The sequence below is a fragment of the Streptomyces sp. NBC_01498 genome (genome assembly GCF_036327775.1).
Taxonomy (GTDB): Bacteria; Actinomycetota; Actinomycetes; order Streptomycetales; family Streptomycetaceae; genus Streptomyces.
This window is the reverse complement of sequence record NZ_CP109598.1, coordinates 5,378,849-5,404,303: the sequence shown is the minus strand read 5'-3', so window position 1 is coordinate 5,404,303 and position 25,455 is coordinate 5,378,849. Positions and strand designations below refer to the sequence as shown.

Below are 25,455 nucleotides of genomic sequence, written 5' to 3'. Positions count from 1 at the left end.
CGGTCACCAGGTATCTCCCTGCTTGCGGAGGACTCGTTGGTAGACCACGGCGAAGATCATCAGGAGTACGAGGATCAGTACGCCCCAGGTGGACGACAGGGCGAAGTCGCGGGGGCTGATCTCGAAGGAGAACTTGTACGCCTGGGTCACCAGGATCTGGGTGGCCTCACCGGGTCCGCCCCGGGTCAGCAGGAAGATCACCGGGAACATGTTGAACGTCCAGATGGTGCTGAGCAGGACGACGGTCGTGCTGACCGAGCGGAGGCCGGGCATGGTGATGTGCCGGAACCGCTGCCAGGGGCCGGCGCCGTCCATCTCGGCGGCCTCGTACATCTCGCCCGGGATGGACTGGAGGCCGCCGAGCAGGGCGACCAGCATGAAGGGCACGCCGAGCCAGATGTTGACGGCGATGACCGAGAACTTGGCCCAGGTGGGGTCGTTGAGCCAGGGCACGGCGTCGATGCCGCCGCCCGCCAGGAGCTTGTTGAGCAGGCCCCGGTCCTCGTTGTAGAGGAACCGCCAGGCGAAGACGGACACGAAGCCGGGGACGGCCCACGGCAGGATGAGCATCATCCGGTAGGCGGAGCGGCCCGCGATGCGGCGGTTGAGGAGGTTCGCGAGGGCGAGGCCGAGAACGAAGGTGAGGCCGACGCAGGACACCGTCCACACCAGCGTCCAGCCGAGGGTGGCGAGGAACTGACCACCCGTCAGGGCGTCGGCGTAGTTGTCGAGTCCGACGAACTCGTAGGTGGCGGGGAGGTGGTTGACGCCGATGTTGCGCTCGACGTTGCGTTCGTTGGCGTCGGTCAGCGACAGATAGAAGCCGCGCAGCAGCGGGTAGCCGACGATCACGCCGATCACGGCCACCACGGGGGCGACCATCGCCCAGGCGTACCAGTGGGTCGCGGCCGAACGCCGCACCCCGCCGGGGGGTTTGCCAGTGCCGCGGCTCCGGCCGCGGGCGACGTCCGAGTCACCCGCGGCCTTCACCGCCGACTGGCCGGTGTGCACAGCCATCAGCCGGCCTGCCTTCCTTTCCCTCGCTCGGTCCTACTTCCAGCCCTTGAGCAGCTTGCGGTAGGAGTCACCGGTCGTGCTGACGCCCTCCTCCGGGGTGGCCTGGCCGGTGAGGACCTTGGTGTACTCGGTGACCAGCGGGGCGAACAGGCTGCCGGTCTCCGGGATCCAGGGGCGCTCGACGGCCTTGTCGACGACCGGCTTGAAGAAGCCGACGATCTCGTTCTTCGCGACCTCGGGCCGGGCGTAGACCGACGTACGGGTCGGCAGCAGGTTCAGCTCGGTGGTGATCTTCGCCTGGGACTCGGCGGAGGACATGTACTCCACGAAGGCGTACGAGGCGTCGAGGTTCTCGGACCCCGCGTAGACACCGAGGTTGTGGCCGCCCTGCGGGGCGCCCTGGCCGGCCGAGCCGGCGGGCACCGGGGCGACGCCCAGGTTGGCCTTGTCGGTGAACTGCGGTCCGGCGTAGGTGTCGGCGATCGCCCACGGGCCGTTGATCATCATGGCCACGTCGCCGCCCTTGAAGGCGGCCTGCATGTTCTCCCAGCCGTCGGTCGCGTCGGTCTTGGCGGCCCCGGAGTCCACGAGGTCCTTGACGACCTCCATGGCCTTGACGCCGGCCGGGCTGTCGACGGTGATGGTCTTGGCGTCGGCGTCGACCAGGTCGCCGCCCTCGCCGTAGAGGAACGACAGGAACCAGTACGCGTCGTCGCCGCGCAGATACATGCCGGTCTTGCCGGTCTTGTCCTTGATGGTCTTCGAGACCGTCTTCAACTCGGCGATGGTCGTGGGGACTTCCACCCCGGCGTCCTTGAACAGCTTCTTGTTGTAGAAGATGCCCAGGGAGTCGATGACCTGCGGGACGGCATAGGTCTTGCCGTCGTACTTGGTGGAGGCGGCGGCCTGGGGGACGAAGTCCTTCTCGTCCTTCAGCGCGGCCGTGCCGTCCAGCGGCGCGAGGTAGCCGAGGTCGGCGAACTCGGGCGTCCAGGCGACCTCGGAGCGGATGACGTCGGGCGCGCCGGAGCCGGACTGCGCGGCGTTCTTGAACTTGTTCTGCGCCTCGCCGAACGGCACGTTCACATACTTGACGTCGACGCCGGGGTGCGCGGTCTCGAAGTCCTCGGCGAGCTTCTTGAAGACCTTGTCCTCGCTGCCCACGGTCGAGGTGTCCCACCAGGTGACCGTGCCCGAGAGCTCGCCGGGCTTCGAGCCGCCCTCGGTCTTCTCGTCGCCGCCGCAGGCGGTCGCCGCGAGCGCCAGGGTCGCGGCCAGGGCGGTGGCCGTTATGCCACGTCGCATCCGAACTCCTTCAACTGCCGTACCGCTCCGTCGCGGCGCCGGGTCGACGTGAAGGTAACAAGGTTGAAAGAAGGCCGAAAGAGCTTGCGGAAGATTTCTGCAAGCTCCCACGATCGTTACATTCGCGTGTCCGCACAGTTGCCGCAAGGGCTCTTGACGGGGAGCGCGCGGGCCGGCACGCACGCTCCGTGTCGGCCGTTACCGGCACGGTGAGCGGTCCGGGCGCTCCGGCGGAGCCGTCCCGCAAGGTCTTGCAAGAATTTGCCGTCCGGCGGCCCGCGACGCGCCGCGAGGCCGCCGGGCGGGCCCCTCACCGGCGTCGATGGCCGATAAGGGCGCTCGGTGGGCAATCGCGCACCCGCCCGGTAGAGTCGATTCACATGACCGCACGGCTAGCCGACATCGCAGCCCAGGCGGGGGTCAGCGAGGCGACGGTCAGCCGCGTACTGAACGGCAAGCCGGGTGTTGCCACGGCCACCCGTGAGTCCGTTCTCGCCGCGCTCGACGTCCTCGGCTACGAACGCCCGGTGCGACTGCGCCGGCGCAGCGCCGGCCTCGTCGGGCTGATCACGCCCGAGCTGGAGAATCCGATCTTCCCGGCGCTCGCCCAGGTCATCGGCCAGGCTCTGACGCGCCAGGGCTACACCCCCGTGCTCGCCACCCAGACGCCCGGCGGCTCCACCGAGGACGAGCTGACGGAGATGCTGGTCGACCGGGGTGTCTCCGGCATCATCTTCGTCTCCGGGCTGCACGCGGACACCTCGGCGGACATGGGGCGTTACGAGCAACTGCGCGCCCAGGGCGTGCCGTTCGTCCTCGTGGACGGTTTCTCACCGGTCGTCAAGGCGCCGTTCATCTCGCCCGACGACCGGGCGGCGATGCGGCTCGCGGTGACCCACCTGGTCTCGCTCGGCCACCGCCGGATCGGTCTCGCCGTGGGGCCCAAGCGGTTCGTGCCGGTCCTGCGGAAGATCGAGGGGTTCCGCGCCACGATGCGTGAGCAGCTGGGGCTGGCTCCGGACGAGATCGAGGAGTTGGTCCAGCACTCCCTGTACACGCTGGAGGGCGGCCAGGCGGCGACGACGGCGCTCATCGGGCGCGGCTGTACGGCGGTGGTGTGCGCCAGCGACATGATGGCGCTGGGCGCGATCCGCGCCGCGCGGCAGCTCGGCCGGGAGGTGCCGCGCGACGTCTCCGTGGTCGGTTTCGACGACTCTCCGCTCATAGCGTTCACCGATCCCCCGCTGACCACGATCCGCAAGCCGGTGCCGTCGATGGGCCAGGCCGCGGTCCGCACGCTGCTGGAGGAGATCGGCGGCACCCCGGCTCCGCAGAGCGAGTTCGTGTTCATGCCCGAGCTGGTGGTCCGGGGTTCGACGGCCTCGGGTCCGGTGCCCGGTCCCCTGGGGAATTTCCCGGAGGACAACGGCCGGAAGTAGGGGTCGAGGGGTCCTCCGCGGGGCGTAGCGCATGCGGCCGGGACCCACCCGGGGGATGATCGGTCGAAGGCGTAAATCTGGCAGACTCTCTCTCCATGGGTGAACTGACCGTGAAGATTCCGGAAGGCACGACGGCCACGCCGACACCCCCCGCGGGTGCGACGGCCGACGGGTCCCGCCCGGTGTCCTTCGCCGGTCGGCTGCGCCGGTCGAGGTCGCCGCGACGCCCCCGGATCTGGTTCGAAATCCTGCTGATCGCGCTGAGTTACTGGGTGTACTCACTGGTCCGTAACGCGGTGCCGGAGCAGCGGGCCGAGGCGCTGAAGAACGCGGACTGGATCTGGCACGCGGAGCGTTCCCTTGGGCTGGCGTTCGAGGAGAGCGTCAATCACGCGGTGAATTCGGTGACATGGCTGATCATCGCCATGAACTACTACTACGCGACGCTGCACTTCATCGTGACCGTCGCGGTCCTGGTCTGGCTCTACCGGCGCCATCCGGGCCGTTACGCGGCGAGTCGGCTCATTCTCTTCGCGACCACCGCTGTGGCACTGCTCGGTTACTATCTGTATCCGCTCGCGCCGCCCCGGCTGATGAACGGGCAGAACTTCATCGACACGGTGAAGGCCCACGAGACCTGGGGTTCGATGGCCTCGGGCAACTTCAAGGCCGTGTCGAACCAGTTCGCGGCGATGCCCTCCATGCACATCGGCTGGTCGCTCTGGTGCGGGCTGACCATCTTCGCGCTGGCCAAGGCGCCGTGGGCGAGGATCCTGGGGCTGCTGTACCCGGTGGTCACGCTGGTCGTGATCGTCGCGACCGCGAACCACTTCTGGCTGGACGCGGTGGGAGGCATGGTCTGTCTGGCGTTCGGGTTCGCCGTGTCGTACGCCTGGTACCGGGCGCTGCCGCACCAGCTGCCGCGCTGGGTCGAGGACGACCGGCCGAGGCGGCGGTGGTGGCCGCGCCGTCCGGGCACGCGGGGGCCCTCCGGGGAGGACCGGGCGCCGGAGCACACCGCACCGGGCGCGAGTGTCCCGAAGGTGCCGGCCGCCGGGCTGGCCGCCCGTGCTCCGGCGTCGACGCGGGCGTCGCCGTCGCCGCGGAGCGGGCCGTCCCGGCGCGGTGACGCGGCCCGGCGCAACGAGCCTCCCCGGGGCGAGAAGGCGCCGCGCAACGAGAAGCCGCCCCGGAACGAGAAGCCCTCGCGCGGCGACAAGCCGTCGCGGACCAGACCCTCCTCGACGCGGAGCACGTCGCCCTCCCGGACCACTCCGTAGCGCTCAGACGACCCCGCCGTAGAACAGCTCCTCCATCACCGCGCGTGCGCGCCGGGTGGTGCGCCGGTAGTCGTCGATCATGTCGCCGCTGTGGCCGTTGTACGGGTTCGGGCCGGGCGTCGCCGGGCCGGGGCCGTAGCCCAAGTACCTGCCCATCGCGGCCAGTTCGCGGCCGTCCGAGGGGAAGGTGTCGCCCGCCCTGCCGCGTACCAGCATCACGCCGTTGCGCACCCGGGTCGCCAGTACCCAGGCCTCGTCGAGGATCTGGGCGTGCTCCGTGCGGATCAGGCCCGCGGTGTGCGCGGCGGCCAGTGCCTCGCGGGTCCGGGTGGTGCGCAGGCCCGGCACCTCCCAGGCGTGCCGCATCTGGATCAGCTGCACCGTCCACTCGACGTCCGAGAGCCCGCCCCGGCCCAGTTTGGTGTGCAGGGTGGGGTCGGCGCCGCGCGGCATCCGCTCGGTCTCCATCCGGGCCTTGAGCCGGCGGATCTCCCGTACAGCGGCGTCGCTCAGGCCCCCGTCGGGATAGCGCAGCGGGTCGATCAGCCCGATGAAGTCACGGCCCAGGTCCGCGTCCCCGGCCATCGGCTCGGCGCGCAACAGGGCCTGGCTCTCCCAACCCAGCGACCAGCGGCGGTAGTAGGCGGCGTACGAGGCGAGGGTGCGGGCCAGCGGGCCGCTCTTGCCCTCCGGGCGCAGATCGGCGTCGATCATCAACGGCGGGTCGGCCGTGGGAATCTGGAGGAGCCGGCGCATCTCGGAGACGACGGTGGCGGCGGCCCGTGACGCCTCCTGTTCCTCGACGCCCTCGCGGGGCTCGTACACGAACAGGACGTCCGCGTCGGAGCCGTAGCCCTGCTCGTGGCCGCCGAAGCGGCCCATGCCGACGACGGCGAACCTGGCGGGCAGGGTGTCGCCCCAGCTCTGCCGTACGGCGGCGCGCAACGCCCCTGCCAGGGTCGCGGAGTTGAGGTCGGTGACGGCCCGGCCGACCCGGTCGACCAGTTCGCCGGGATCCTCCTCGGCGGGGTTCTCCTCGGTGCCGTACGAGCCGATGATGTCGGCGGCGGCGGTCCGGAACAGTTCGCGGCGGCGCACCCCGCGGGTGACGGCGACGGCGGTCTCGGCGGTCTCGGCCCGTCCGACGGCGGCCAGCACCTCCTGCTCCAGGTGTTCCCGGCCGCGCGGGCGCAGACCGCCCGGGTCGCCGAGGATGGCGACGGCCTCCGGGGCGCGCATCAGCAGGTCGGGGGCGAGCCGGCCCGCCGACAGCACCCGGGCCAGATTCTCGGCCGCCGCGCCCTCGTCCCTGAGCAGCCGCAGATACCAGGGGGTCTTGCCGAGGGCGTCGGAGACCTTGCGGAAGCCGAGCAGTCCGGCGTCCGGGTCGGCGGAGTCCGCGAACCAGCCCAACAGCACGGGCAGCAGGGTCCGTTGGATGGCGGCCTTGCGGCTGACGCCGGACGACAGGGCCTCCAGGTGCCGCAGCGCGGCCACCGGGTCCGCGTAGCCGAGGGCCTCCAGCCGCTGGCCGGCCGCCTTCGTGCTGAGCCGGATCTCGCCGGGGGCGAGCTGGGCGACGGCGTCGAGGAGCGGCCGGTAGAAGATCTTCTCGTGGAGCCGCCGGACCATCGCGGCGTGCCGTTTCCAGGCCCGGGTCAGTTCGGTGACCGGTTCGGTCCGCAGCCCCAGCGAGCGGCCGAGACGGCGCAGATCGGCCTCGTCGTCGGGCACCAGATGGGTGCGCCGCAGCCGGAACAGCTGGATGTGGTGCTCCATGGAGCGCAGGAAGCGGTACGCCTCGTCCAGCTGGGCCGCGTCGGTCCGGCCGACGTAACCGCCGGCGGCGAGGGCGCGCAGGGCGACGAGGGTGGTGCCGCTGCGCAGTGACGTGTCGCTGCGGCCGTGCACCAACTGGAGGAGCTGCACGGCGAATTCGACGTCCCGCAGTCCGCCGGGGCCGAGTTTCAGTTCGCGTTCGACCTGGCCGACGGGAATGTTGTCGACGACCCGGCGGCGCATCTTCTGCACGTCGGGCACGAAGTTCTCGCGGTCGGCGGCCTGCCAGACCATGGGGGCGACGGCGGCCACGTAGTCCTGGCCGAGCGCGAGGTCCCCGGCGACGGGGCGGGCCTTGAGCAGGGCCTGGAACTCCCAGGTCTTGGCCCAGCGCTGGTAGTAGGCGAGATGGCTGGAGAGGGTGCGGACGAGGGGCCCGTTGCGGCCCTCGGGGCGCAGATTGGCGTCCACGGGCCAGATGGTGCCCTCGGCGGTCGTCTCGGAGCAGATCCGCATCATGTGGGCGGCGAGCCGGGTGGCGGCGCGGACGGCCTCGGCCTCGGCCTTCGACGCGTCGGCGGCCTCCTGGGCGGCGGCGTCGGCGTTTGGGGCGGTCCCGCCTGCGCCCTTGGCGGTGGTGTCGTGCGAGGGGGCGTGCGGGTGGGCCGGTTCGCCGACGAAGATGACGTCGACGTCGGAGACGTAATTCAGCTCCTGCCCGCCGCACTTGCCGAGCGCCACGACCGCGAGCCGGCACGCCGCCGCGTCCTCGGGGGTGGCGGCGCGGGCGATGGCGAGCGCGGCGCGCAGCGTGGCGGTGGCCAGGTCGGCGAGTTCGGCGGCGGTCTGGGCGACGTCGGTGGTGCCTCGGACGTCGCGGGCGGCGAGGGAGAGCAGACAGCGGCGGTAGGCGACGCGCAGGCTGTCGACGTCGTGGGCCTCGGCGAGCCCGGCCTCGAACTCGGCCACGCCGGGGTGCAGATCGGCCGACTCGTAGGTGACGAGCACCTGCCAGTCGGCGGGGTGCCGGGCCAGATGGTCGCCGAGCGCCTCGGACGCCCCGAGCACCCCGAGCAGCCGGTCGCGCAGCGGTTTCGCCGCGAGCACCGTGTCGAGCAGCAGCCGGCGGTCGTCGTCGCCCTGTGCCTCGACCAGCCGGACGAAGCCGCGCAGCGCGAGGTCGGGGTCGGCGGTGGAGCCGAGCGCGTCGAGGAGGACGGGGTCCGTGCGCACCGTCGCCAGCTCGGGCAGGTCGAGCAGCCGCCCGGCCGCGGACGGATCGGTGAAGCCGTGCCGGAGCAGGCGGGTGAAGGTACTGCTCCTGCGTCCCTGCACCGTCATGCGGCCTCTCGTCCGTCCGATCGGGGTCCGCACCCGAGCCTAGTACTCCGCCGCGCCCCGGGGAGGGCGGCCACTCCCTTCGAACGGGCGGCGGGCCGCCGGGCGTCGGGTGGCCGGGGTGCGGCGCCGGGCCGCCGGGGTGGCGCCGGGTCACCGCGGTCGCGGCGGGGCCTCGCGTACGGAGGGGTCGTGAGCGTACTCCCGTACGCGGCCGTACCGGCCTCCGAGGAAGGAACCCATGTGAGGGAGCACCAGGAACCCGCGCCGAAGCAGCCGGCCGACACGCGTCTGGACGCCCGTTACAGCCACCCGGCGGCGGTCGCCGACGGCTGGGCGGACGCGGTGGACCGGCTGGCGGCGGCGGAGATCTTCTGGCTGTCGACGGTTCGCCCCGACGGCCGCCCGCATGTCACCCCGCTGCTGACGGTCTGGTGGCGGGACACCCTGTGGTTCAGCTCGGGCGAGCGGGAGCGGAAGGTGCTGAATCTCCGGGCCAACCCGGAGGTGGTCCTGACCACCGGCACGAACGCGCTCGTCGGCGGCCAGGACCTGGTGGTCGAGGGCACGGCGGTCCGCGAGAGCGACGACGCGCGGCTGCGCGAGCTTGCGGCCCTGTGGGAGCTGAAGTACGGCCCGGAGTGGCGCTTCGAGGTGCGGGACGGCGCGTTCGTGGGGGCCGGCGGCACGGTGCCGGTCTTCGGTGTCGTCCCCCGTACGGCCTTCGGCTTCACGAAGGACCCGTACAGCCAGACGCGCTGGCGCTTCGACTGACCGGCGGCCGGGGCAGCCGGCCGCCGGCGGACGGCCGTTGGCGGACGGCCGTTGACGGACGGCCGTTGACGGACGGCCGTTGACGGGGGCGCGACGGGATTGCGGCGCCGCCGGGGGATGCCCGGCGGTGTGACCCGGGGAGTCCTCGGCGCGGCGGGGCCGTGGCCGGCGCTCCGGTCCGGTACGACGCCGTGCGGTCCGGCTCACCCGGGGTGCCCGGGGACGAGGGCCGTAGCATGGGTCATCGTCATGGACACGATCAGCATGATCAGTACCTGGGAATTCGCCGCGCTCGCCGCCGCGGCGGCGCTCGTCGGGTTCTCCAAGACGGCGGTCAGCGGCGCCAATACGGTCAGTCTCGCGGTGTTCGCGGCCGTGCTGCCCGCCCGTGAGTCGACCGGTGTACTGCTGCCGATCCTCATCGTGGGCGACACGATCGCCGTGCTCACCTACCGGCGTCATACGCACTGGCCCACCCTGTGGCGGCTCTTCCCGGCGGTCGCCGCGGGGGTGGCGGCGGGCGCCGTCTTCATGCTGTGGGCCGACGACGGGGCCGTACGTGTCTCCATCGGGACCATCCTCCTCCTGATGGCGGGCGTGACGATGTGGCGGCGGCGTCAGTCGCTGGAGGACAGGCCCGCACCCGAGGACACCCTGTCCCTCAAGGGCCGGGTCAAGGCGCGCTCGTACGGGGTGCTCGGCGGCTTCACCACGATGGTCGCCAACGCGGGCGGTCCCGTCATGTCGCTGTATCTGCTGTCGGCCGGCTTCCGGAAGCTCGGCTTCCTGGGCACGTCCGCCTGGTTCTTCCTGATCGTCAACATCTCGAAGGTGCCGCTGAGTGTGGGCCTCGGCCTCATCAGCGCCCGATCACTGCTGCTGGACGCGCTGCTCGTGCTCTTCGTGCTGCCCGGCGCGGTCGTCGGCAAGCTGTGCGCGGACCGCATCAACCAGACCGTCTTCGAACGCCTGGTGATCGGCGCGACCATCCTGGGCGGCCTTCAACTGCTCCTGCGCTGAGCGGCGTCGTACGACCGCCGGGCGGCCTCGACCTGGTCCATGTTCCGCTCGGCCCAGTCCGCCGTGGCGCGCAGGACGGGCATCAGGCTCTGCCCGAGCGCGGTGAGCGCGTACTCGACCCGTACCGGTACGGCGGGGGTGACGGTGCGGGCGACCAGACCGTCGCGTTCGAGGCGGCGCAGCGTCTGCGTGAGCATCTTGGGGGTGACACCGGCGAGCGTACGGGCGAGGTCGCCGTACCGGCGCGGTCCGCCGGCCAGTTCCTTGAGGACCAGTGCCGTCCACTTCTCGCCGACGCGCTCCAGCAGCCGGTTGGCCGGACACGCGGCGACCCGGACCAGGTGCGCGCTCCGGGCATCTGCCTGCCGCTCGGCCGCGGTACGGGTCGTCATGGCTCTCCTCGACGTGCCCAGGGCACCTTGAAGTGCGTACTCCCGGCCCACGGTAGCCGCCGTCCAACGTCGCCGACGAGCGGCACGATCGTCACCCGGCCCCAGGAGCGGATCCCCCATGACCACCATCGCCGTCCTCGGTTCAGGAGCTGTCGCACGGGCCCTCGCCGGGGCCTGGCGGGACGCCGGCCACGAGATCGTCGTCGGCTCCCGCGACCCGCGCGGAACCGTCCCGGGAGCACACGTCACCGGCCTGCCGGAGGCGGCACGGGCGGGCGGCGTCGTGGTCAACGCCCTGCCCGGCGCGGTCAGTCTCAAGGTCCTCGGGACGCTGGCGCCCTCGCTGGCGGGCAAGGTCCTGATCGACGTCGCGAACGCCGTCGAGACCGACGCCCTGGGGTTCGCGACGGCACCCCTGTTCCCCGGGGGAAGCCTCACCGAGGAGATCCAGCGGGCGCTGCCCGCCGTACGCGTGGTGAAGACCCTCAACACCATGCACGTGTCGGTGATGGCCGCCCCGCACACCCTCAGGACCCCGCCGACGGCCTTCCTGTCCGGCGACGATCCCGGGGCCAGGAGGACCGTCGCCGCGCTGCTGGCCGATCTGGGCTGGCCGCCGGAGTGGGTCACCGACCTCGGCGGCGCGGAGACGGCACGGGCCCCGGAGGCTTTCCCGCTCATGGTGGGAAGCCTGGTCCGGGCCTGGGGCCCGGTGCCGTTCGCGCTGTCGGTCGCCCGCTGACCGGTCGTTACAGCACCGGCAGCAGGTTCTTCAGCTCGAAGGCCGTCACCTCGGAGCGGTACTCCTCCCATTCGCGCTTCTTGTTGCGGAGGAAGAAGTCGAAGACGTGCTCGCCCAGCGTCTCCGCGACCAGTTCGCTGCGTTCCATCAGGGAGATCGCCTCGCCGAGGTTCTGCGGCAGCGGTTCGATGCCCATCGCGCGGCGTTCCGCGTCGGAGAGGGCCCAGACGTCGTCGTCGGCGCCCGCCGGGAGTTCGTAGCCCTCCTCGATGCCCTTCAGACCGGCGGCGAGGAGGACCGCGTAGGTCAGATAGGGGTTGGCGCCGGAGTCGATCGAGCGGACCTCCACGCGCGCGGAGCCGGTCTTGCCGGGCTTGTACATGGGGACGCGGATCAGCGCGGAGCGGTTGTTGTGGCCCCAGCAGATGTAGGAGGGTGCCTCGCCGCCCGAGCCCGCCGTGCGGGTGGAGCCGCCCCAGATGCGCTTGTAGGAGTTGACCCACTGGTTGGTGACCGCCGAGATCTCGGCGGCGTGCCGGAGGAGTCCGGCGATGAAGGACCGGCCGACCTTGGAGAGCTGGTACTCGGCGCCGGACTCGTAGAACGCGTTGCGGTCGCCCTCGAAGAGGGAGAGGTGGGTGTGCATGCCGGAGCCCGGATACTCGCTGAACGGCTTCGGCATGAAGGACGCGTGCACCCCCTGCTCCAGCGCGACCTGCTTCATGACCAGACGGAAGGTCATGACGTTGTCGGCGGTGGAGAGCGCGTCCGCGTACCGCAGGTCGATCTCCTGCTGGCCGGGGGCGCCCTCGTGGTGGCTGAACTCCACGGAGATGCCCATGGATTCGAGCATGGTGATGGCCTGCCGGCGGAAGTCCATGCCGACGTTCTGCGGGGTGTGGTCGAAGTAGCCGGAGCTGTCGGCCGGGGTGGGGCGCCCGCCATCGACCGGCTTGTCCTTCAGGAGGAAGAACTCGATTTCGGGGTGGGTGTAGAAGGTGAAGCCCAGGTCCGACGTCTTGGCGAGGATCCTCTTCAGGACGAAGCGGGGGTCCGCGAAGGACGGGGAGCCGTCGGGCATGAGGATGTCGCAGAACATCCGCGCGGTGCCCGGGGCCTCCGCGCGCCACGGGAGGATCTGGAAGGTGCCCGGATCGGGCTTGGCGATCATGTCCGACTCGTACACCCGCGCGAATCCCTCGATCGCCGAGCCGTCGAACCCGATGCCCTCGTCGAATGCCTGCTCAAGCTCGGCGGGGGCGACGGCGACCGACTTGAGGAAGCCGAGCACATCGGTGAACCACAGGCGTACGAAGCGGATGTCGCGTTCCTCAAGGGTACGGAGCACGAATTCCTGCTGCTTGTCCATGTCTGCTGTCCTACCCATCCTTGCCGGTCAGGCCGCCTGCTCCCGCACTGCCGAGTACGCACCGGGGCACCCGAGCATGACACCACAGGATTTCCGGAAGGTTGCACACCGGCGTACTAAAGCATTGTCGGACACGCGCCCCGGGGAGCGCGCGTCCGGGGGCCGCGCCCGGACGGGCGGCGGCCGGGCGCCGTCCGCGCGGTCAGTGGAGCGGGGCCGTACCGTCCGACCAGCCCAGCGGGTACGGCTCCCCGTCGTCGTCCGGCAGGGGCCGTTCGCCGCCCGCCTCGGTGAAGGCCGTGAGGGCCGTCACGAGGGCCGTGCGCTGCTCGGGGGCCAGCCGTTCGACGATCGCCGTGATCCGGCGTCTGCGGGCCGCCGAGACGTCCGCGACGAGCCCCCGGCCCTCGTCGGTGAGCCGTAGCTCGGTCTCCCGGCGGTTGCCGGGGTTGGTCCCGCGCTCGGCCAGCCCGGCCGCGATGAGCCGGTCGACCATGCGCATCGCTGTGGAGGGGTTCACGCCCAGCCGGTCGGCGACCGACACGAGGTTGTCGCCCGCGTGCGCGGAGAGGACCTTCAGCAGCCGGAACTGGGGCAGGGTGACCCGGTCCTCGACCGTGGCCAGGGAGCGTACGGAGACGCTGACGAGCAGCCGGGAGGCGACCAGCACCGCGCGCGTGACGGCGTCCACGTCGGAGTCGGCGGACGGGGCGGGGCCGGACTCGGGCCCGGACCCGGGGGGATCGGCAGGGGCGACCGGTCCGCGCTCGGATTCGGGTTCGGGTTCGGGCTCGGGTCCGCGCTCGGGCTCGGGCTCGGGGGGATCGGCGCCGGCGGCGGGCGCGGCGGGTCCGTGCGGTGGGGGTTCCGGAGGGTCGGCCATGCCTCTTTGTACCGCGCCCGGGTCCTGCCGGACCCCTCCGCGCGGAGCCGCCTCGGCCGCCTCCTCACGGAGGACGACTCGGACCCGCGGGCACGTTCCGGACTCGTTGGCCGCCGCGCCCTCCTGTTCGGCCACCTGTACGGACTACGATCTGCGCCCATGGGGGGACGACGCCACATACGCGACGCGCGTCCCACGGCGCTGCTGAGCGCCGTGGCGACGCTGCTCGCCGCGCTCTCCCTCTGTCTGGCCTCCGTCGACCCGCACCACCCGGCCTCGTCGCCGGACCGGGGCGCGGCGGCCCACTCCGCGAGCGCCGGCATCACCCTCCGTACGGATGTGGCGGGCACCTCGGCCGGGCGGGCCGCCGCCCCCGAGTACATCTGCCCGTACGAGCGCAACGGCTGCCGCTTCGTGCCGCACCTCTGGCCGGCCGTGCTCACCGCGCCGCACCCCGCCGATCCGCCGGGCACCGGCGAGGTGAGCCCCGCGCGTCCCGCGCCGCTGACCGGCACCGGTCAGGTGGCCCGCTCCGGAGCGTCCCCCCGCGCGCCTGATCTCCACGTCCTTCAAGTACTGCGGACGTAGGGCGTCCGCCCCACCGGGTTCCCGCACCTCCCCCACCCCCGTTCCGCAGGTTTTCGAGAAGGACGACACAGACACCATGGCTTCCAAGACCCAGAGCACCGAGCGCAAGGCCCGAATAGAGCAGATGCGCCGCGCCGAGCGGGCCCGCGAGCGGCGCAACCGCATCATCACGATCACGGCGAGCGCCGCCGTGGTCGTGGCCCTCGTCGGCTTCGGCGCGTTCGTGCTCAACAAGGAGTCCGAGGAACAGAAGGCGCAGGACAAGGCCGCCGCCGCGCCCGTGAAGGGCGAGAAGTCCTGGGACGCGAAGAAGCTCGGCCGTGACCACGTCGCCGAGGAGGTCAAGTACCCGCAGACCCCGCCGGTCGGCGGCAACCACAACCAGGCGTGGATGAACTGCGCCGGCGACGTCTACAAGGAGCCGGTCCCCAACGTCAACGCCGTCCACTCGCTGGAGCACGGCGCGGTCTGGGTGACGTACAACGACAAGGCGTCCGACGGCGACGTGAAGACGCTCGGCGAGCTGGTGGGCAAGACCCAGTACTCGCTGATGAGCCCGGTGAAGGAGCAGGCCGGGACGGTCATGCTGACCGCGTGGGGCAAGCAGGTCACCGTGGACAGCGCGGACGACCCGCGCGTCGACCAGTTCCTCGCGAAGTACGTGCAGGGCGCGCAGACGCCCGAGCCCGGTGCGGCGTGCACCGGCGGAATCGGTGCCCAGTGACCCGCACGAACTGGGCCGCCGTCACGGCGGTCGTGCTCGCCCTGCTGTTCGCGGGGGCGGCCACGGTCGCCTCCGCGGGGCCCGACAAGGCGCCCGCGGCGTCGGCCACGCCCTCGGTGGGCTCGGCCGACGCCGGGTTCGCCCGTGACATGGCGGTCCACCACCAGCAGGCGGTGGAGATGTCGTTCCTCGTGCGGGACGGCACGGACGACGAGGAGGTGCGCCGCCTCGCGTACGACATCGCCAACACCCAGGCGAACCAGCGCGGCATGCTGCTGGGCTGGCTCGACATGTGGAAGCTGCCGAAGGCCGTGACCGATCAGGAGCCCATGGCCTGGATGGCGGACGACGGCGGGCACCCGGGCAAGGGCGACGCCCACGGCATGGACGGTATGGACGGCATGGAGGGCACGGACAGCGGCGAGGGCATGGATCACGGCGGCCACGAGGTCCGTGACGGCTCCCTGATGCCCGGCATGGCGACCCGCACGGAGATGGAGGCGCTGCGGACCGCCAAGGGCGAGAAGGCGGAGATCCTGTATCTCCAGCTGATGACCGACCACCACAAGGGCGGCGTCACGATGGCCCGTGGCTGCGCCGAGTCGTGCGAGTTCGGTACGGAACGGACCCTGGCCGAGGGCATGGTGGCGGCCCAGCAGTCCGAACTCAACCTGATGGCCGACCTGTTGAAGGCCCGGGGCGCGAAACCGCGCTCCTGAAGGCCCGTACCGCCCTCGTTCCGCCCTCGTTCCGCCCTCGTTCCGGCGTCGTTCCGCCTCGGAGACGCCGGACGAGTCCGTACGACGCACACCGCCGCCCCCGCCCGCGTGGATCACCTCCGCGGGCGGGGGCGGCGCCGTTGCGCGCCGGACCCCCGATTCACCCGTTCGGGTGACAGCGGTCGCGTACACCCGTTCGGCCCACCGACGATGGGGGCGTCAGGGCGGACGCTCTTCGCCTTACGGACATGCGGACACTCGGACGATCAGAGGACACACCCGGCCGATCAGAAGGGACCGACCCATGACCACCGCCAAGGACATCATGAATCCCGGCGCCGACTGGATCCCCTCGCACGAGACGCTGGACCGGGCCGCGCAGCTCATGCGGGACCTGGACGTGGGGGCGCTGCCCATCGCCGACTCCGGCGAGCGGCTGACCGGCATCCTCACCGACCGTGACATCGTCATCGGCTGTGTGGCCATGGGCCACGACCCGGCGAAGATCACGGCGGGCGAGATGGCCCACGGCACGCCGCGCTGGATCGAGGCGGACGCGGACGTGAACGATGTGCTGCACGAGATGCAGGAGCACCAGATCCGGCGGCTGCCGGTGATCGAGGACAAGCGCATGGTCGGCATGATCAGCGAGTCGGACCTGGCGCTGCACCTGACCGACGCGCAGATCGCCGGGTGGGCGGAACGGGTGTACGCGCACGACTGACCCCGCCGCGCGGCCGATGCGCTCCGGGTGCGGTGCGGTGCGGGGGCGATGCGGTGGGGTGCGGCGACGGCGCCTTGGCGGGGGCGGTACGGGCCGGAGTGGCCGGTGAGGCGTACGGGCCGGTGCGGGACGACGAGGGGCGGGCCCGCACCGGCCCGTACGCCGTCCCCGCGGTCCGGTCCGCTCCGGTCCGGTCCGGGCCTGCCCCGGTCGCCGCCACCCCGCCCCGGCCCGAGACGCTCCCCACAGCCGCCCGAACCCCCATCGCGTCAGAAAGACGATTACAGTGGGAGCCGTGCCTCAACTACGTCTCGCTCTGAATCAGATCGACTCGACCGTCGGCGATCTCGCCGGGAACGCCGAGGCGGTCGTGCACTGGACCCGGCACTCCGCCGAGCAGGGCGCGCATCTCGTCGCGTTCCCCGAGATGGTGCTGACCGGCTACCCCGTCGAGGACCTCGCCCTGCGCTCGACCTTCGTCGAGGCGTCCCGGGACGCGCTGCGCGCGCTCGCCGTCCGGCTCGCCGACGAGGGCTTCGGCGAACTGCCCGTCGTGGTCGGCTATCTGGACCGCTCGGAACGCGACCGGCCGCGCATCGGCCGCCCGGCCGGCTCCCCGCAGAACGCCGCCGCCGTGCTGCACCGGGGCGGTGTGGCGCTGGCGTTCGCCAAGCACCATCTGCCCAACTACGGCGTTTTCGACGAGTTCCGCTACTTCGTCCCCGGCGACACCATGCCCGTCGTGCGGGTGCGCGGCGTCGACGTGGCGCTCGCGATCTGCGAGGACCTGTGGCAGGACGGCGGCCGGGTCCCGGCCACCCGGGCCGCCGGGGCGGGGCTGCTGCTGTCGATCAACGCCTCGCCGTACGAGCAGGCCAAGGACGACACCCGGCTCGAACTCGTGCGCAAGCGCGCCCAGGAGGCCGGCTGCACCACCGCGTACCTCGCGATGATCGGCGGTCAGGACGAGCTGGTCTTCGACGGCGACTCGATCGTGGTGGACCGGGACGGCGAAGTCGTCGCGCGCGCACCGCAGTTCGCCGAGGGCTGTGTGGTCATCGACCTCGATCTGCCCGCTGCCGCCGCCGAACCGCCCGGCGGTGTCGTGGACGACGGGCTCCGTATCGACCACGTCGTCCTCTCCGAGGAGCCGCTGCCCGCCTACGAACCGGAGCTGACGGGCGGTCACGCGGAGCGGCTGGACGACGACGAGGAGGTCTACACCGCGCTGGTGGTGGGCCTGCGGGCGTACGCCGCCAAGAACGGGTTCCGGTCCGTGCTGATCGGCCTCTCCGGGGGCATCGACTCCGCCCTCGTCGCCGCGATCGCCTGCGACGCGCTCGGCGCGGCGAACGTCCACGGCGTCTCGATGCCGTCCAAGTACTCCTCGGACCACTCCCGGAGCGACGCGGCCGAACTGGCCCGCCGTACGGGGCTGAACTTCCGCACCCTGCCCATCGAGCCGATGTTCGACGCGTACATGGGCTCGCTCGCCCTGACCGGGCTCGCGGAGGAGAACCTCCAGTCGCGGCTGCGCGGCACGATGCTGATGGCCCTGTCCAACCAGGAGGGCCAGATCGTGCTGGCGCCGGGCAACAAGTCCGAGCTGGCGGTGGGGTATTCGACGCTGTACGGCGACTCCGTCGGGGCGTACGGCCCGATCAAGGACGTCTACAAGACGGCGGTCTTCCGGCTCGCCCGCTGGCGCAACCGCGCCGCCGAGGAGCGCGGCCAGGTCCCGCCCGTCCCGGAGAACTCGATCAGCAAGCCGCCGAGCGCCGAACTGCGCCCCGGCCAGGTCGACACCGACTCGCTGCCGGACTACGACGTGCTGGACCGGCTGCTGGCGATGTACGTCGACCGGGACCAGGGCAAGGAAGCGATCGTCGCGGCGGGCTTCGACGCCGAGACCGTGGCGCGGACGCTGCGCATGGTGGACACGGCGGAGTACAAACGGCGGCAGTACCCGCCGGGCACCAAGATCTCCGCGAAGGGCTTCGGCAAGGACCGGCGGCTGCCGATCACCAACCGGTGGCGCGAGTCGCCGACACCCTGAACCGGGCCGGTGGGAAAGGGAGTTCAGAGTTCGATACGGGCGGCGATCGGCAGATGGTCGCTGCCCGTCCGGGGCAGGGTCCACGACGACATCGGCTCGACGCCCCTGACCATGATCTGGTCGATCCGCGCCATCGGGAACGCGGCGGGCCAGCTGAATCCGTAACCGTCCCCGGCGGCGCCCTGGGTCGAACGCATCTGCGACGTCACGGCGTTGAGGGAGCGGTCGTTCATCGTGCCGTTGAGATCGCCGAGGAGCACGACCCGCCGCAGGGGCTCGTCCGCGATCGCCTCGCCGAGCGCGTCGGCGCTGTCGTCGCGCTGGTTGGCGGTGAACCCGGCGTGCAACTTGACGCGTACGGACGGCAGATGGGCCACATAGACAGCCACGTCGCCCCGGGGTGTCGTCACCGTGGAGCGCATCGCGCGGGTCCAGCCCATCCGGATGTCGACGGGCCGGCTGCCGGTCATCGGGTATTTGCTCCAGAGCCCCACCGTGCCCTGGACGGAGTGGTACCGGTACGTGCCGCCCAGCGCCTTCTCGTACGCGGGAACCGCCGACACCTTCAGCTCCTCCAGCGCGACGACGTCCACGCCGGACTCCACGATGCCGCGCGCGGTTCCCTCCACGTCGGCGTTCTCCGCGTTGACGTTGTGCGTGGCGACCGTCAGATCGCCGCCGGTGCCCGACTTGCCGAGCAGCAGGCCGCCGAAGAGATTGATCCAGACCACGAGCGGCAGCAGCAGCGCGATCAGCGCCGTGGCGGAGCGCCGTACCAGCGCGGCGGCCAGGATCACCGGCACGAGCAGCCCCAGCCACGGCAGGAACGTCTCCATGAGACTGCCGAGGTTGCCGACCCGGTTGGGGACCTGGGCGTGCAGGATCATCAGCAGCGCCGTCAGGACGGCGAGCACCGCGAGAACGATGCCGCGCCGCCAGATGCCGCGGTCGCCGCGCCAGCGCTCGCCGAAGGAGCGGACACGGCTCGTGGGAGGGTCGTTGTCATCGGCGCCGTCCACCGGGGACTCAGCCGTGTACTCCTGCGTCATTCCGCTGCCCTCACTGCCTTGCCGTTCACACCCGCCGTCGACCCTAGGCGATGACGGGCGTTCTCCCTGCCGTCTCCCGACGGCCGTACGGGGTCAAGGACGAGTGTCGCGGGGCGGCGGGTTCCGGTCGGGGGCCGGTGACCCGCCCGCTGTGACGCACCACGCACCACACGCGACGCACCCCGTACGGCCCGAGGCGGTCAGTCCCCGGTGTCCCCGTCCGGCCGGCCCGGCGCCCCCGCCGCCGCCCGCTCCCGGGGGAGCAGCCCTTCGAGGAGCGCCCGGAGAATGCGCTCGGAGAGGTCGTCGCCCAGCGGCGCGTCCTTGCGGTGGACGGTCCGTACGAGCATGGGGCCGACGAGCAGTTCCTCGATCAGCTGCGCGTCGACGTCGTCGCGGAGTTCACCGGCGGCGACGGCGCGGCGGACCGCCGCCGTCATCTCCACGCGCCGGGGCTCGATGACGGTTCGCTGGTACGCCTCCCAGAGCTTGGGGTGGCTTTTCATCTGCGCGAAGACGTTGTGCAGGAGCGCGGAGCCGCGCTGGGCGAGGCCCCGGCGGCGCATGGACTCCAGGCCGACGAGGATGTCGGCGAGGCCCGAGGTGCCGGAGAGGGCGGGTTCGTCGGGCTCGATGGCCTGGAGGACGTCGACGAAGAGGTCCTCCTTGCCGGGCCAGCGGCGGTAGATGGTGGCCTTGCCGACGCCCGCCGTCCGCGCGATGCGCTCGATGGAGAGCCCGGCCAGCGGCTCGCCCTCCTCAAGGAGCCTCACCACGGCCTGCACGATGGCCCGTTCGGCGGCCTCGCTGCGCGGCCGGCCCCGGCGGGGCTCCCGTACGCGGTCGTGCTCGCGTCGGCCGTCCTCACGGCGGCCGGCCCGCGCCGGTCGCCGGTCCGGCCGGTCCGGCTGCTGGTCCGGCGGTTCCCGGTGCTGGTCCCGCAGTTCCGGGCGCCGGTCCGGCCGGTCGGCCGGTTCCGGGCGCTGTTCCCGCCGCTGGTGTTGTCGCTGCTGTTCCTGATCCGGCAATGCCTCACCTTTCGCCCTGCTCGCGGGGGGCCGCGCACCCGGCGCGGCCCCCCGCACGCGCCGCCCCGGCCCCGTTTCCCCCGTGCCCGGCGCCCCACGTGTCCCGTGGGCCGATTCTCGCCGACGGCGGCGGGCCCGGGTGACCGCCGAGCCGTACCCGGCCGACGGGCGGCCGGGCCCCCACCGCCACCGCCACCGCCACCGTCGCCGTCGGTTCAGTCGCGCACGGCGGGTTCGGGCGGCGACGCCCCCGCGGGCTCCTGCCGTACCGGGTGTTCCGGAGCCGTACGGCCCGGCATGAAGCGCGCGACCACGGCGGTGCCGATCAGCGCGACGACCGCCGAGCCGAGTGCGGTGACATGCATCGCGGTCAGGAAGGCGTCGTGCGCGGCGGAGATCAACGGGCCCCCGGCGGGGCCGAGTTTCCCGGCGACCGCCATGGTGGCCTCGATCGACTCCCCCGCCGCGTCACGGGCGGCGGCCGGGACGGCGCCGAGATGGCCCTCGATCTCACCCCGGTAGGTGGTGGAGAGCAGCGAGCCGAGGACGGCGATGCCGAGCGCCCCGCCGACCTGGCGGAAGGTGTTGTTGACGGCCGAGCCCGAACCGGCCTTCTCGCGCGGCAGGGCCTGCATGACGGCGACGGTCACCGGCGGCATGATGTGTGCCATTCCGGTGCCCTGGACGAAGAAGACGACGCACAGCACCCAGACGGGCGTGGTGGCGTCGAACAGCGCGAACGCGGCGAGACCCGCCGCGACCAGCAGCATGCCGCCGGCGCAGACCGCGCGGGCGCCGTACCGGTCCACCACCAGCCGGGCACGCGGCGCGAACACCATCTGCGCGACGGCGAGCGGCACGATCAGCAGGCCCGAGTCGAGCGCGCTGTAGCCGCGCACGCTCTGGAGGTAGAAGGCCGAGAAGAAGGTCACGCCCATCAGGGCGAAGAAGACCAGCGCGATCGCGGCGACGGCGGCGGCGAACGCCGGCTTCTTGAAGTAGGCCATGTCGATCGACGGGTGGTCGCTGCGCTTCTCGTGCAGGACGAAGGCGGTCAGTACGGCCAGTCCGCCGAGGACCGGGGCGAGCACCGTGGCGTCGGTGAAGTCGGCCAGTTCGCCCGCGCGGATGATCCCGTACACGAGCAGGACGAGGCCGACGATCGAGAGCAGCACGCCCAGCGGGTCGACCCGGCCCGGGTTCGGGTCCCTGGAGTCCGGCACCAGCACCACCATGGCGATGAGCGCGACAACCACGACGGGGACGTTGATCAGGAAGATCGAGCCCCACCAGAAGTGTTCGAGCAGGACACCGCCGGTGATCGGCCCGATGGCGATGCCCAGCCCGACGCTGCCCGCCCATATGCCGATGGCCTTCGGCTGTTCGTCGCGTTCGAAGACGTTCATCAGGACGGCGAGGGTGGCGGGCATCACGAAGGCGGCGCCGAAGCCCATCACGGCGCGGTACGTGACGAGTTCGGCGGGCGACCCGGACAGCGCGGCGAGGGCGGAGCCGATGCCGAAGACGACGATGCCGAAGAGCAGCACCTTCTTGCGGCCGATCCGGTCACCGAGCAGACCGGAGGTGAAGAGCATCCCGGCGAAGACCAGGGTGTAGGAGTTGATGGCCCATTCGAGCTCGCTCTGGGTGGCGCCGATCCCGACGGGTTCCGGGCTGGCGATCGTCTTGACCGCGACATTCAGGATCGAGTTGTCGAGGACCACGATGAGCAGGCTGAACATGAGGACGCCGAGGATCACCCAGCGGCGCCGGTGGACGGCTTCGGGGACGCCGGGCGCGGAGTCGCGGGCGCCGGAGGGCGCGGATGACGGGAGGGACATGGCGGTGAGCCTAGGCCAATTTCAATACGGCACCGTCTCGTATTGTAAATTCTTTACCGAGGTGCCGGGGACGGCGGAACGGCCCCCCACTTCCCGTGAGTGGCCCGGAGATGCCACCATGGAGGCGGTCCGGGGACGCCGTCAGGGTGCCTCGAGATGACGAAGGAGCCGTGAGCCATGACGTCCGAGGCTGCGCAGAAACCGCCCGGGGCCTCCCCCGGGACTTCCTCCGGCGACACCCGGTCGCTCTACGGCGGCGCCGGTACCCGCCGCGTCACCGTCCACGACATCGCCGCCGCCAAGCGACGCGGCGAGAAGTGGCCCATGCTCACCGCCTACGACGCGACGACCGCGTCCGTCTTCGACGAGGCGGGCATCCCGGTCGTGCTCGTCGGGGACTCCATGGGCAATGTCCACCTCGGCTACGAGACGACCGTGCCGGTCACGCTCGACGAGATGACGATGCTGTCGGCCGCCGTCGTACGGGGCACCAGGCGCGCCCTCGTCGTCGGCGACCTCCCCTTCGGCTCGTACCAGGAAGGCCCCGTCCAGGCCCTGCGCAGCGCGACGCGGCTGGTCAAGGACGCCGGGGTCGGCGCGGTCAAGCTGGAGGGCGGGGCGCGCTCGCTGCCGCAGACGGAAATGATCGTCCAGGCGGGCATCCCGGTCATGTCGCACCTCGGGCTGACGCCGCAGTCCGTGAACACCCTGGGGTACCGGGTGCAGGGGCGCGACGACGAGGCCGCGCACCGGCTGCTGCACGACGCCAAGTCGGCGCAGGCGGCGGGGGCGTTCGCGGTGGTCCTGGAGCTGGTGCCGGCCGAGCTCGCCGCCGAGGTCACCCGTTCGCTGGACATCCCCACCATCGGCATAGGCGCCGGCCCGGACACGGACGCGCAGGTGCTCGTCTACACCGACATGGTGGGTCTGACGGGCGGCAAGGTGCCGCGCTTCACCAAGCAGTACGCGAATCTGCGGCAGACCCTCGGCGACGCCGCGCGGGCGTTCGCGGACGAGGTCACCGGAGGAACGTTCCCGCGCGAGGAGCACACGTTCCACTGAGCGCACCGCCCGGCCGGCCCACCACCCGGCCGGGCACACCACCCCACAGCCACTGCCGCACGAGAAGACAGCCCGCCGACATCCCCCATCGGCGGGCTGTCGGCGTTTCCCGGGCCTCGGTACGGCCGGTCCCGCGCGACCGGCCAACAGCGCCCCCGCACTCCCCCGCCACGCCGCCCGGCCACCCGGCACGTGACCGTCGGGTGCGTGTCGGCGGGCTGTCGGTCGGCTGTCGGCCCGCTGTCAGTGGCGGCTGCCAGGATCGTCGGTATGAACCACATCGGAACGATCCCTGCCGACGGCACCCCGGCCGTCACGGTGCGGGGCCTGGTCAAGCACTACGGTGCGACCAAGGCGCTGGACGGGGTGGACCTGGACGTCCGTGAGGGCACGGTCCTCGGTGTCCTCGGCCCCAACGGCGCCGGCAAGACCACCCTCGTACGCTGTCTGTCCACCCTGATCCTTCCCGACGCGGGCACGGCCGTCGTCGCCGGCTTCGACGTCGTGCGGCAGCCCCGGCAGCTCCGCCGCACCATCGGTCTCACCGGTCAGTACGCCTCGGTCGACGAGAAGCTCTCCGGCCGGGAGAACCTCTACATGATCGGGCGGCTGCTCGATCTCTCCCGTACGGCCGCCCGTGCGCGGGCCGACGAGCTGCTGGAGCGGTTCTCGCTCACGGAGGCGGCGAAGAAGCCGGTGCTCCAGTACTCGGGCGGTATGCGCAGGCGGCTGGACCTCGCGGCCTCGATGATCGGGCAACCCGCGGTGCTGTACCTGGACGAGCCGACGACGGGGCTCGACCCCCGTACCCGTAACGAGGTCTGGGCGGAGGTCAAGCGGATGGTCGCCGAGGGCGTGACCGTCCTGCTCACCACGCAGTACATGGAGGAGGCCGAGCAGCTGGCCGGGGAGCTGACGGTCATCGACCGGGGCCGGGTCGTCGCGGGCGGCCGGGTGGACGAGCTGAAGGCCCGGGTCGGCGGCCGGACCCTGGAGGTCCGCCCCACCGATCCCGGCCGGCTGCCGGAGATGGCACGGGCGTTGAGCGAGACGGGGCTGGACGGTGTCGCGGGGTCGCAGATCCGCGAGGGCATGCTGTACGTGCCGATACTCGCCGACGAGCAACTGACCGCCGTGATCGGCCTGCTGGGCGCACGCGGCTTCGACATCGCGCACATCGGCACCCATCTGCCCAGCCTGGACGAGGTGTTCCTGGCGATCACCGGGGAGCGGGCGAGCGACCCGGCCGCCGGACCGGCCGGTGACCCGCACGACGATCCGGCCGGCGACACGTACGACGACGCGGGGGACGGCACCCGGGGCGGCACGCGGCGGAAGAAGGAGGTCGCAGCATGAGCACGGCAACGACAACGACAACGACGAACGTGACGGACTCCGCGCCGTCCCCCCGGACCGGGCTGCCCGGCCGGGCAGCCACCGACGAGGGCCGGATCGGTCTGCGCGCCAATCTGCGGCACATCGGCGCCCTCGCCCGCCGCAACGCCCTCCAGATCAAGCAGGACCCGGAGTCGATGTTCGACGTCCTGCTGATGCCGATCGTCTTCACGCTGCTCTTCGTGTTCGTCTTCGGCGGGGCCGTGGCGGGCAAGGGCAACCAGTCCGAGTACGTCAGCTATCTGGTCCCCGGCCTGATGGCGATGATGGGGCTCAACATCTCGATGTCCGTGGGCAGCGGGATCAACGAGGACTTCCAGAAGGGAGTCATGGACCGGTTCCGTACGATGCCGATCGCCCGGTCGTCGGTCCTCATCGCCAAGATCGTGGTCGAGATAGGCCGGCTGATGGTCGCGTTCGCGATCCTGCTGATCGTGGGCTTCGTGCTCGGACTGTCCATCGAGACGTCGCCGCTCCACGTCCTGGCGGCGGTCGGGCTCTCGCTGATCTTCGGCGCGTCACTGATGTGGGTCTTCATCCTGATCGGTCTGACCGTGAAGACCGCGCAGGCGGTGCAGGGGCTGGGCTTCCTGGTGCTGATGCCGCTCCAGTTCGGCTCCTCGATCTTCACCCCGCCGTCGACCATGCCGGGCTGGCTCCAGAACTTCACGGACTACAACCCGCTGTCGAATCTGGCCGACGCCGCGCGCGCGTTGTTCATCGGCGGGCCGGTCGCGCACGACGTGTGGATGACGCTCGGCTGGGCGGCAGTGATCACGGTGGTGACGGCGCCGGTCGCGGTGGCCAAGTTCCGGAAGAAAACGTGACCGTTCAGGCCCGACGACCTGGGGCGCCCGACCATTCAGGTCCGACGGGCCGGGGGGCCTGACCATTCAGGTCCGACGGGCCGGGGAGCCTGACCGTTCAGGTC

21 protein-coding genes and 1 pseudogene are annotated in these 25,455 nt (G+C 71.7%); 13 read left to right on the top strand and 9 right to left on the bottom strand.

Going from position 1 to position 25,455, the window contains the following annotated elements; translation table 11 throughout:
* Positions 1-3: 3 nt before the first annotated feature.
* Both OG875_RS23115 and OG875_RS23110 read right to left on the bottom strand, forming a co-directional pair.
* Complete coding sequence (locus tag OG875_RS23115; protein WP_330176136.1) at positions 4-1,017, bottom strand: carbohydrate ABC transporter permease; 1,014 nt, start codon at positions 1,015-1,017, stop codon at positions 4-6.
* Between the two features lie 33 nt (positions 1,018-1,050).
* Positions 1,051-2,322 (bottom strand): extracellular solute-binding protein, encoded by a 1,272-nt coding sequence (locus OG875_RS23110; RefSeq protein ID WP_330176135.1) that lies wholly within the window; start codon positions 2,320-2,322, stop codon positions 1,051-1,053.
* A 380-nt stretch (positions 2,323-2,702) separates the two neighbouring features.
* Between OG875_RS23110 and OG875_RS23105 the strand changes: the two genes are divergently transcribed.
* Positions 2,703-3,761 (top strand): LacI family DNA-binding transcriptional regulator, encoded by a 1,059-nt coding sequence (locus tag OG875_RS23105; RefSeq protein ID WP_330176134.1) that lies wholly within the window; start codon positions 2,703-2,705, stop codon positions 3,759-3,761.
* Positions 3,762-3,856: 95 nt separating this feature from the next.
* Positions 3,857-4,711 (top strand): annotated as a pseudogene (locus OG875_RS23100) (phosphatase PAP2 family protein); the annotation flags it as partial.
* A 333-nt stretch (positions 4,712-5,044) separates the two neighbouring features.
* On the opposite strand, the gene OG875_RS23095 reads toward OG875_RS23100, so the two are convergent.
* Complete coding sequence (locus OG875_RS23095) at positions 5,045-8,161, bottom strand: bifunctional [glutamine synthetase] adenylyltransferase/[glutamine synthetase]-adenylyl-L-tyrosine phosphorylase (protein ID WP_330176132.1); 3,117 nt, start codon at positions 8,159-8,161, stop codon at positions 5,045-5,047.
* Positions 8,162-8,401: 240 nt separating this feature from the next.
* On the opposite strand from OG875_RS23095, the gene OG875_RS23090 reads away from it, so the two are divergent.
* Both OG875_RS23090 and OG875_RS23085 read left to right on the top strand, forming a co-directional pair.
* Positions 8,402-8,932: a pyridoxamine 5'-phosphate oxidase family protein gene (locus OG875_RS23090; protein ID WP_330177868.1), complete on the top strand. Its 531-nt coding sequence runs from the start codon at positions 8,402-8,404 to the stop codon at positions 8,930-8,932.
* Between the two features lie 249 nt (positions 8,933-9,181).
* Positions 9,182-9,952: a sulfite exporter TauE/SafE family protein gene (locus tag OG875_RS23085; RefSeq protein ID WP_330176131.1), complete on the top strand. Its 771-nt coding sequence runs from the start codon at positions 9,182-9,184 to the stop codon at positions 9,950-9,952.
* Here OG875_RS23085 and OG875_RS23080 read toward each other — a convergent pair.
* Positions 9,934-10,344: a winged helix-turn-helix transcriptional regulator gene (locus OG875_RS23080; protein ID WP_330176130.1), complete on the bottom strand. Its 411-nt coding sequence runs from the start codon at positions 10,342-10,344 to the stop codon at positions 9,934-9,936. The genes OG875_RS23085 and OG875_RS23080 overlap by 19 nt on opposite strands.
* A 118-nt stretch (positions 10,345-10,462) precedes the next feature.
* Between OG875_RS23080 and OG875_RS23075 the strand changes: the two genes are divergently transcribed.
* Positions 10,463-11,086 carry an NADPH-dependent F420 reductase gene (locus tag OG875_RS23075; protein ID WP_330176129.1) on the top strand — a complete coding sequence of 208 codons (624 nt, stop codon included), beginning with the start codon at positions 10,463-10,465 and terminating at the stop codon, positions 11,084-11,086.
* Positions 11,087-11,093: 7 nt separating this feature from the next.
* On the opposite strand, the gene OG875_RS23070 is transcribed toward OG875_RS23075, so the two are convergent.
* The gene (locus OG875_RS23070) at positions 11,094-12,455 is read right to left on the bottom strand and encodes a glutamine synthetase family protein (protein ID WP_330176128.1); all 1,362 of its coding nucleotides are present in this window, start codon (positions 12,453-12,455) and stop codon (positions 11,094-11,096) included.
* Between the two features lie 202 nt (positions 12,456-12,657).
* Positions 12,658-13,146 carry a MarR family winged helix-turn-helix transcriptional regulator gene (locus tag OG875_RS23065; RefSeq protein WP_330177867.1) on the bottom strand — a complete coding sequence of 163 codons (489 nt, stop codon included), beginning with the start codon at positions 13,144-13,146 and terminating at the stop codon, positions 12,658-12,660.
* A gap of 351 nt (positions 13,147-13,497) precedes the next feature.
* On the opposite strand from OG875_RS23065, the gene OG875_RS23060 reads away from it, so the two are divergent.
* The 5 genes from OG875_RS23060 (at position 13,498) to OG875_RS23040 (ending at position 18,149) form a co-directional block, all read left to right on the top strand.
* Positions 13,498-13,926 (top strand): hypothetical protein, encoded by a 429-nt coding sequence (locus tag OG875_RS23060; protein WP_330176127.1) that lies wholly within the window; start codon positions 13,498-13,500, stop codon positions 13,924-13,926.
* A 76-nt stretch (positions 13,927-14,002) separates the two neighbouring features.
* Positions 14,003-14,650, top strand: a complete 648-nt coding sequence (locus OG875_RS23055) for a DUF3105 domain-containing protein (RefSeq protein ID WP_330176126.1) — start codon at positions 14,003-14,005, stop codon at positions 14,648-14,650.
* Positions 14,647-15,369, top strand: coding sequence for a DUF305 domain-containing protein (locus OG875_RS23050; RefSeq protein ID WP_330176125.1), 723 nt, complete (start codon positions 14,647-14,649; stop codon positions 15,367-15,369). Before OG875_RS23055 ends, OG875_RS23050 begins: the two co-directional genes overlap by 4 nt.
* A 304-nt stretch (positions 15,370-15,673) precedes the next feature.
* A complete protein-coding gene (locus tag OG875_RS23045) occupies positions 15,674-16,093 on the top strand; it encodes a CBS domain-containing protein (RefSeq protein ID WP_330176124.1) in 420 nt (139 codons plus the stop codon).
* Positions 16,094-16,388: 295 nt separating this feature from the next.
* Positions 16,389-18,149 carry an NAD+ synthase gene (locus tag OG875_RS23040; RefSeq protein ID WP_330176123.1) on the top strand — a complete coding sequence of 587 codons (1,761 nt, stop codon included), beginning with the start codon at positions 16,389-16,391 and terminating at the stop codon, positions 18,147-18,149.
* A gap of 23 nt (positions 18,150-18,172) precedes the next feature.
* On the opposite strand, the gene OG875_RS23035 is transcribed toward OG875_RS23040, so the two are convergent.
* The 3 genes from OG875_RS23035 to OG875_RS23025 form a co-directional block, all read right to left on the bottom strand.
* On the bottom strand, positions 18,173-19,198 hold the full coding sequence (locus OG875_RS23035) for an endonuclease/exonuclease/phosphatase family protein (protein ID WP_330176122.1): 1,026 nt from the start codon (positions 19,196-19,198) through the stop codon (positions 18,173-18,175).
* Positions 19,199-19,398: 200 nt separating this feature from the next.
* Positions 19,399-20,142: a TetR/AcrR family transcriptional regulator gene (locus OG875_RS23030; protein ID WP_443079284.1), complete on the bottom strand. Its 744-nt coding sequence runs from the start codon at positions 20,140-20,142 to the stop codon at positions 19,399-19,401.
* A 299-nt stretch (positions 20,143-20,441) separates the two neighbouring features.
* Complete coding sequence (locus OG875_RS23025; RefSeq protein WP_330176120.1) at positions 20,442-22,067, bottom strand: DHA2 family efflux MFS transporter permease subunit; 1,626 nt, start codon at positions 22,065-22,067, stop codon at positions 20,442-20,444.
* A 177-nt stretch (positions 22,068-22,244) separates the two neighbouring features.
* Between OG875_RS23025 and panB the strand changes: the two genes are divergently transcribed.
* The 3 genes from panB to OG875_RS23010 all read left to right on the top strand — a co-directional run bounded on the left by panB (position 22,245) and on the right by OG875_RS23010 (position 25,351).
* Entirely contained in the window at positions 22,245-23,129 is an 885-nt protein-coding gene (gene panB, locus OG875_RS23020; RefSeq protein ID WP_330176119.1) for a 3-methyl-2-oxobutanoate hydroxymethyltransferase, read from the top strand.
* A gap of 270 nt (positions 23,130-23,399) precedes the next feature.
* Positions 23,400-24,485, top strand: coding sequence for an ATP-binding cassette domain-containing protein (locus OG875_RS23015; protein ID WP_330176118.1), 1,086 nt, complete (start codon positions 23,400-23,402; stop codon positions 24,483-24,485).
* Positions 24,482-25,351, top strand: coding sequence for an ABC transporter permease (locus OG875_RS23010; protein WP_330176117.1), 870 nt, complete (start codon positions 24,482-24,484; stop codon positions 25,349-25,351). Before OG875_RS23015 ends, OG875_RS23010 begins: the two co-directional genes overlap by 4 nt.
* The last annotated feature ends 104 nt before the right edge of the window (positions 25,352-25,455 follow it).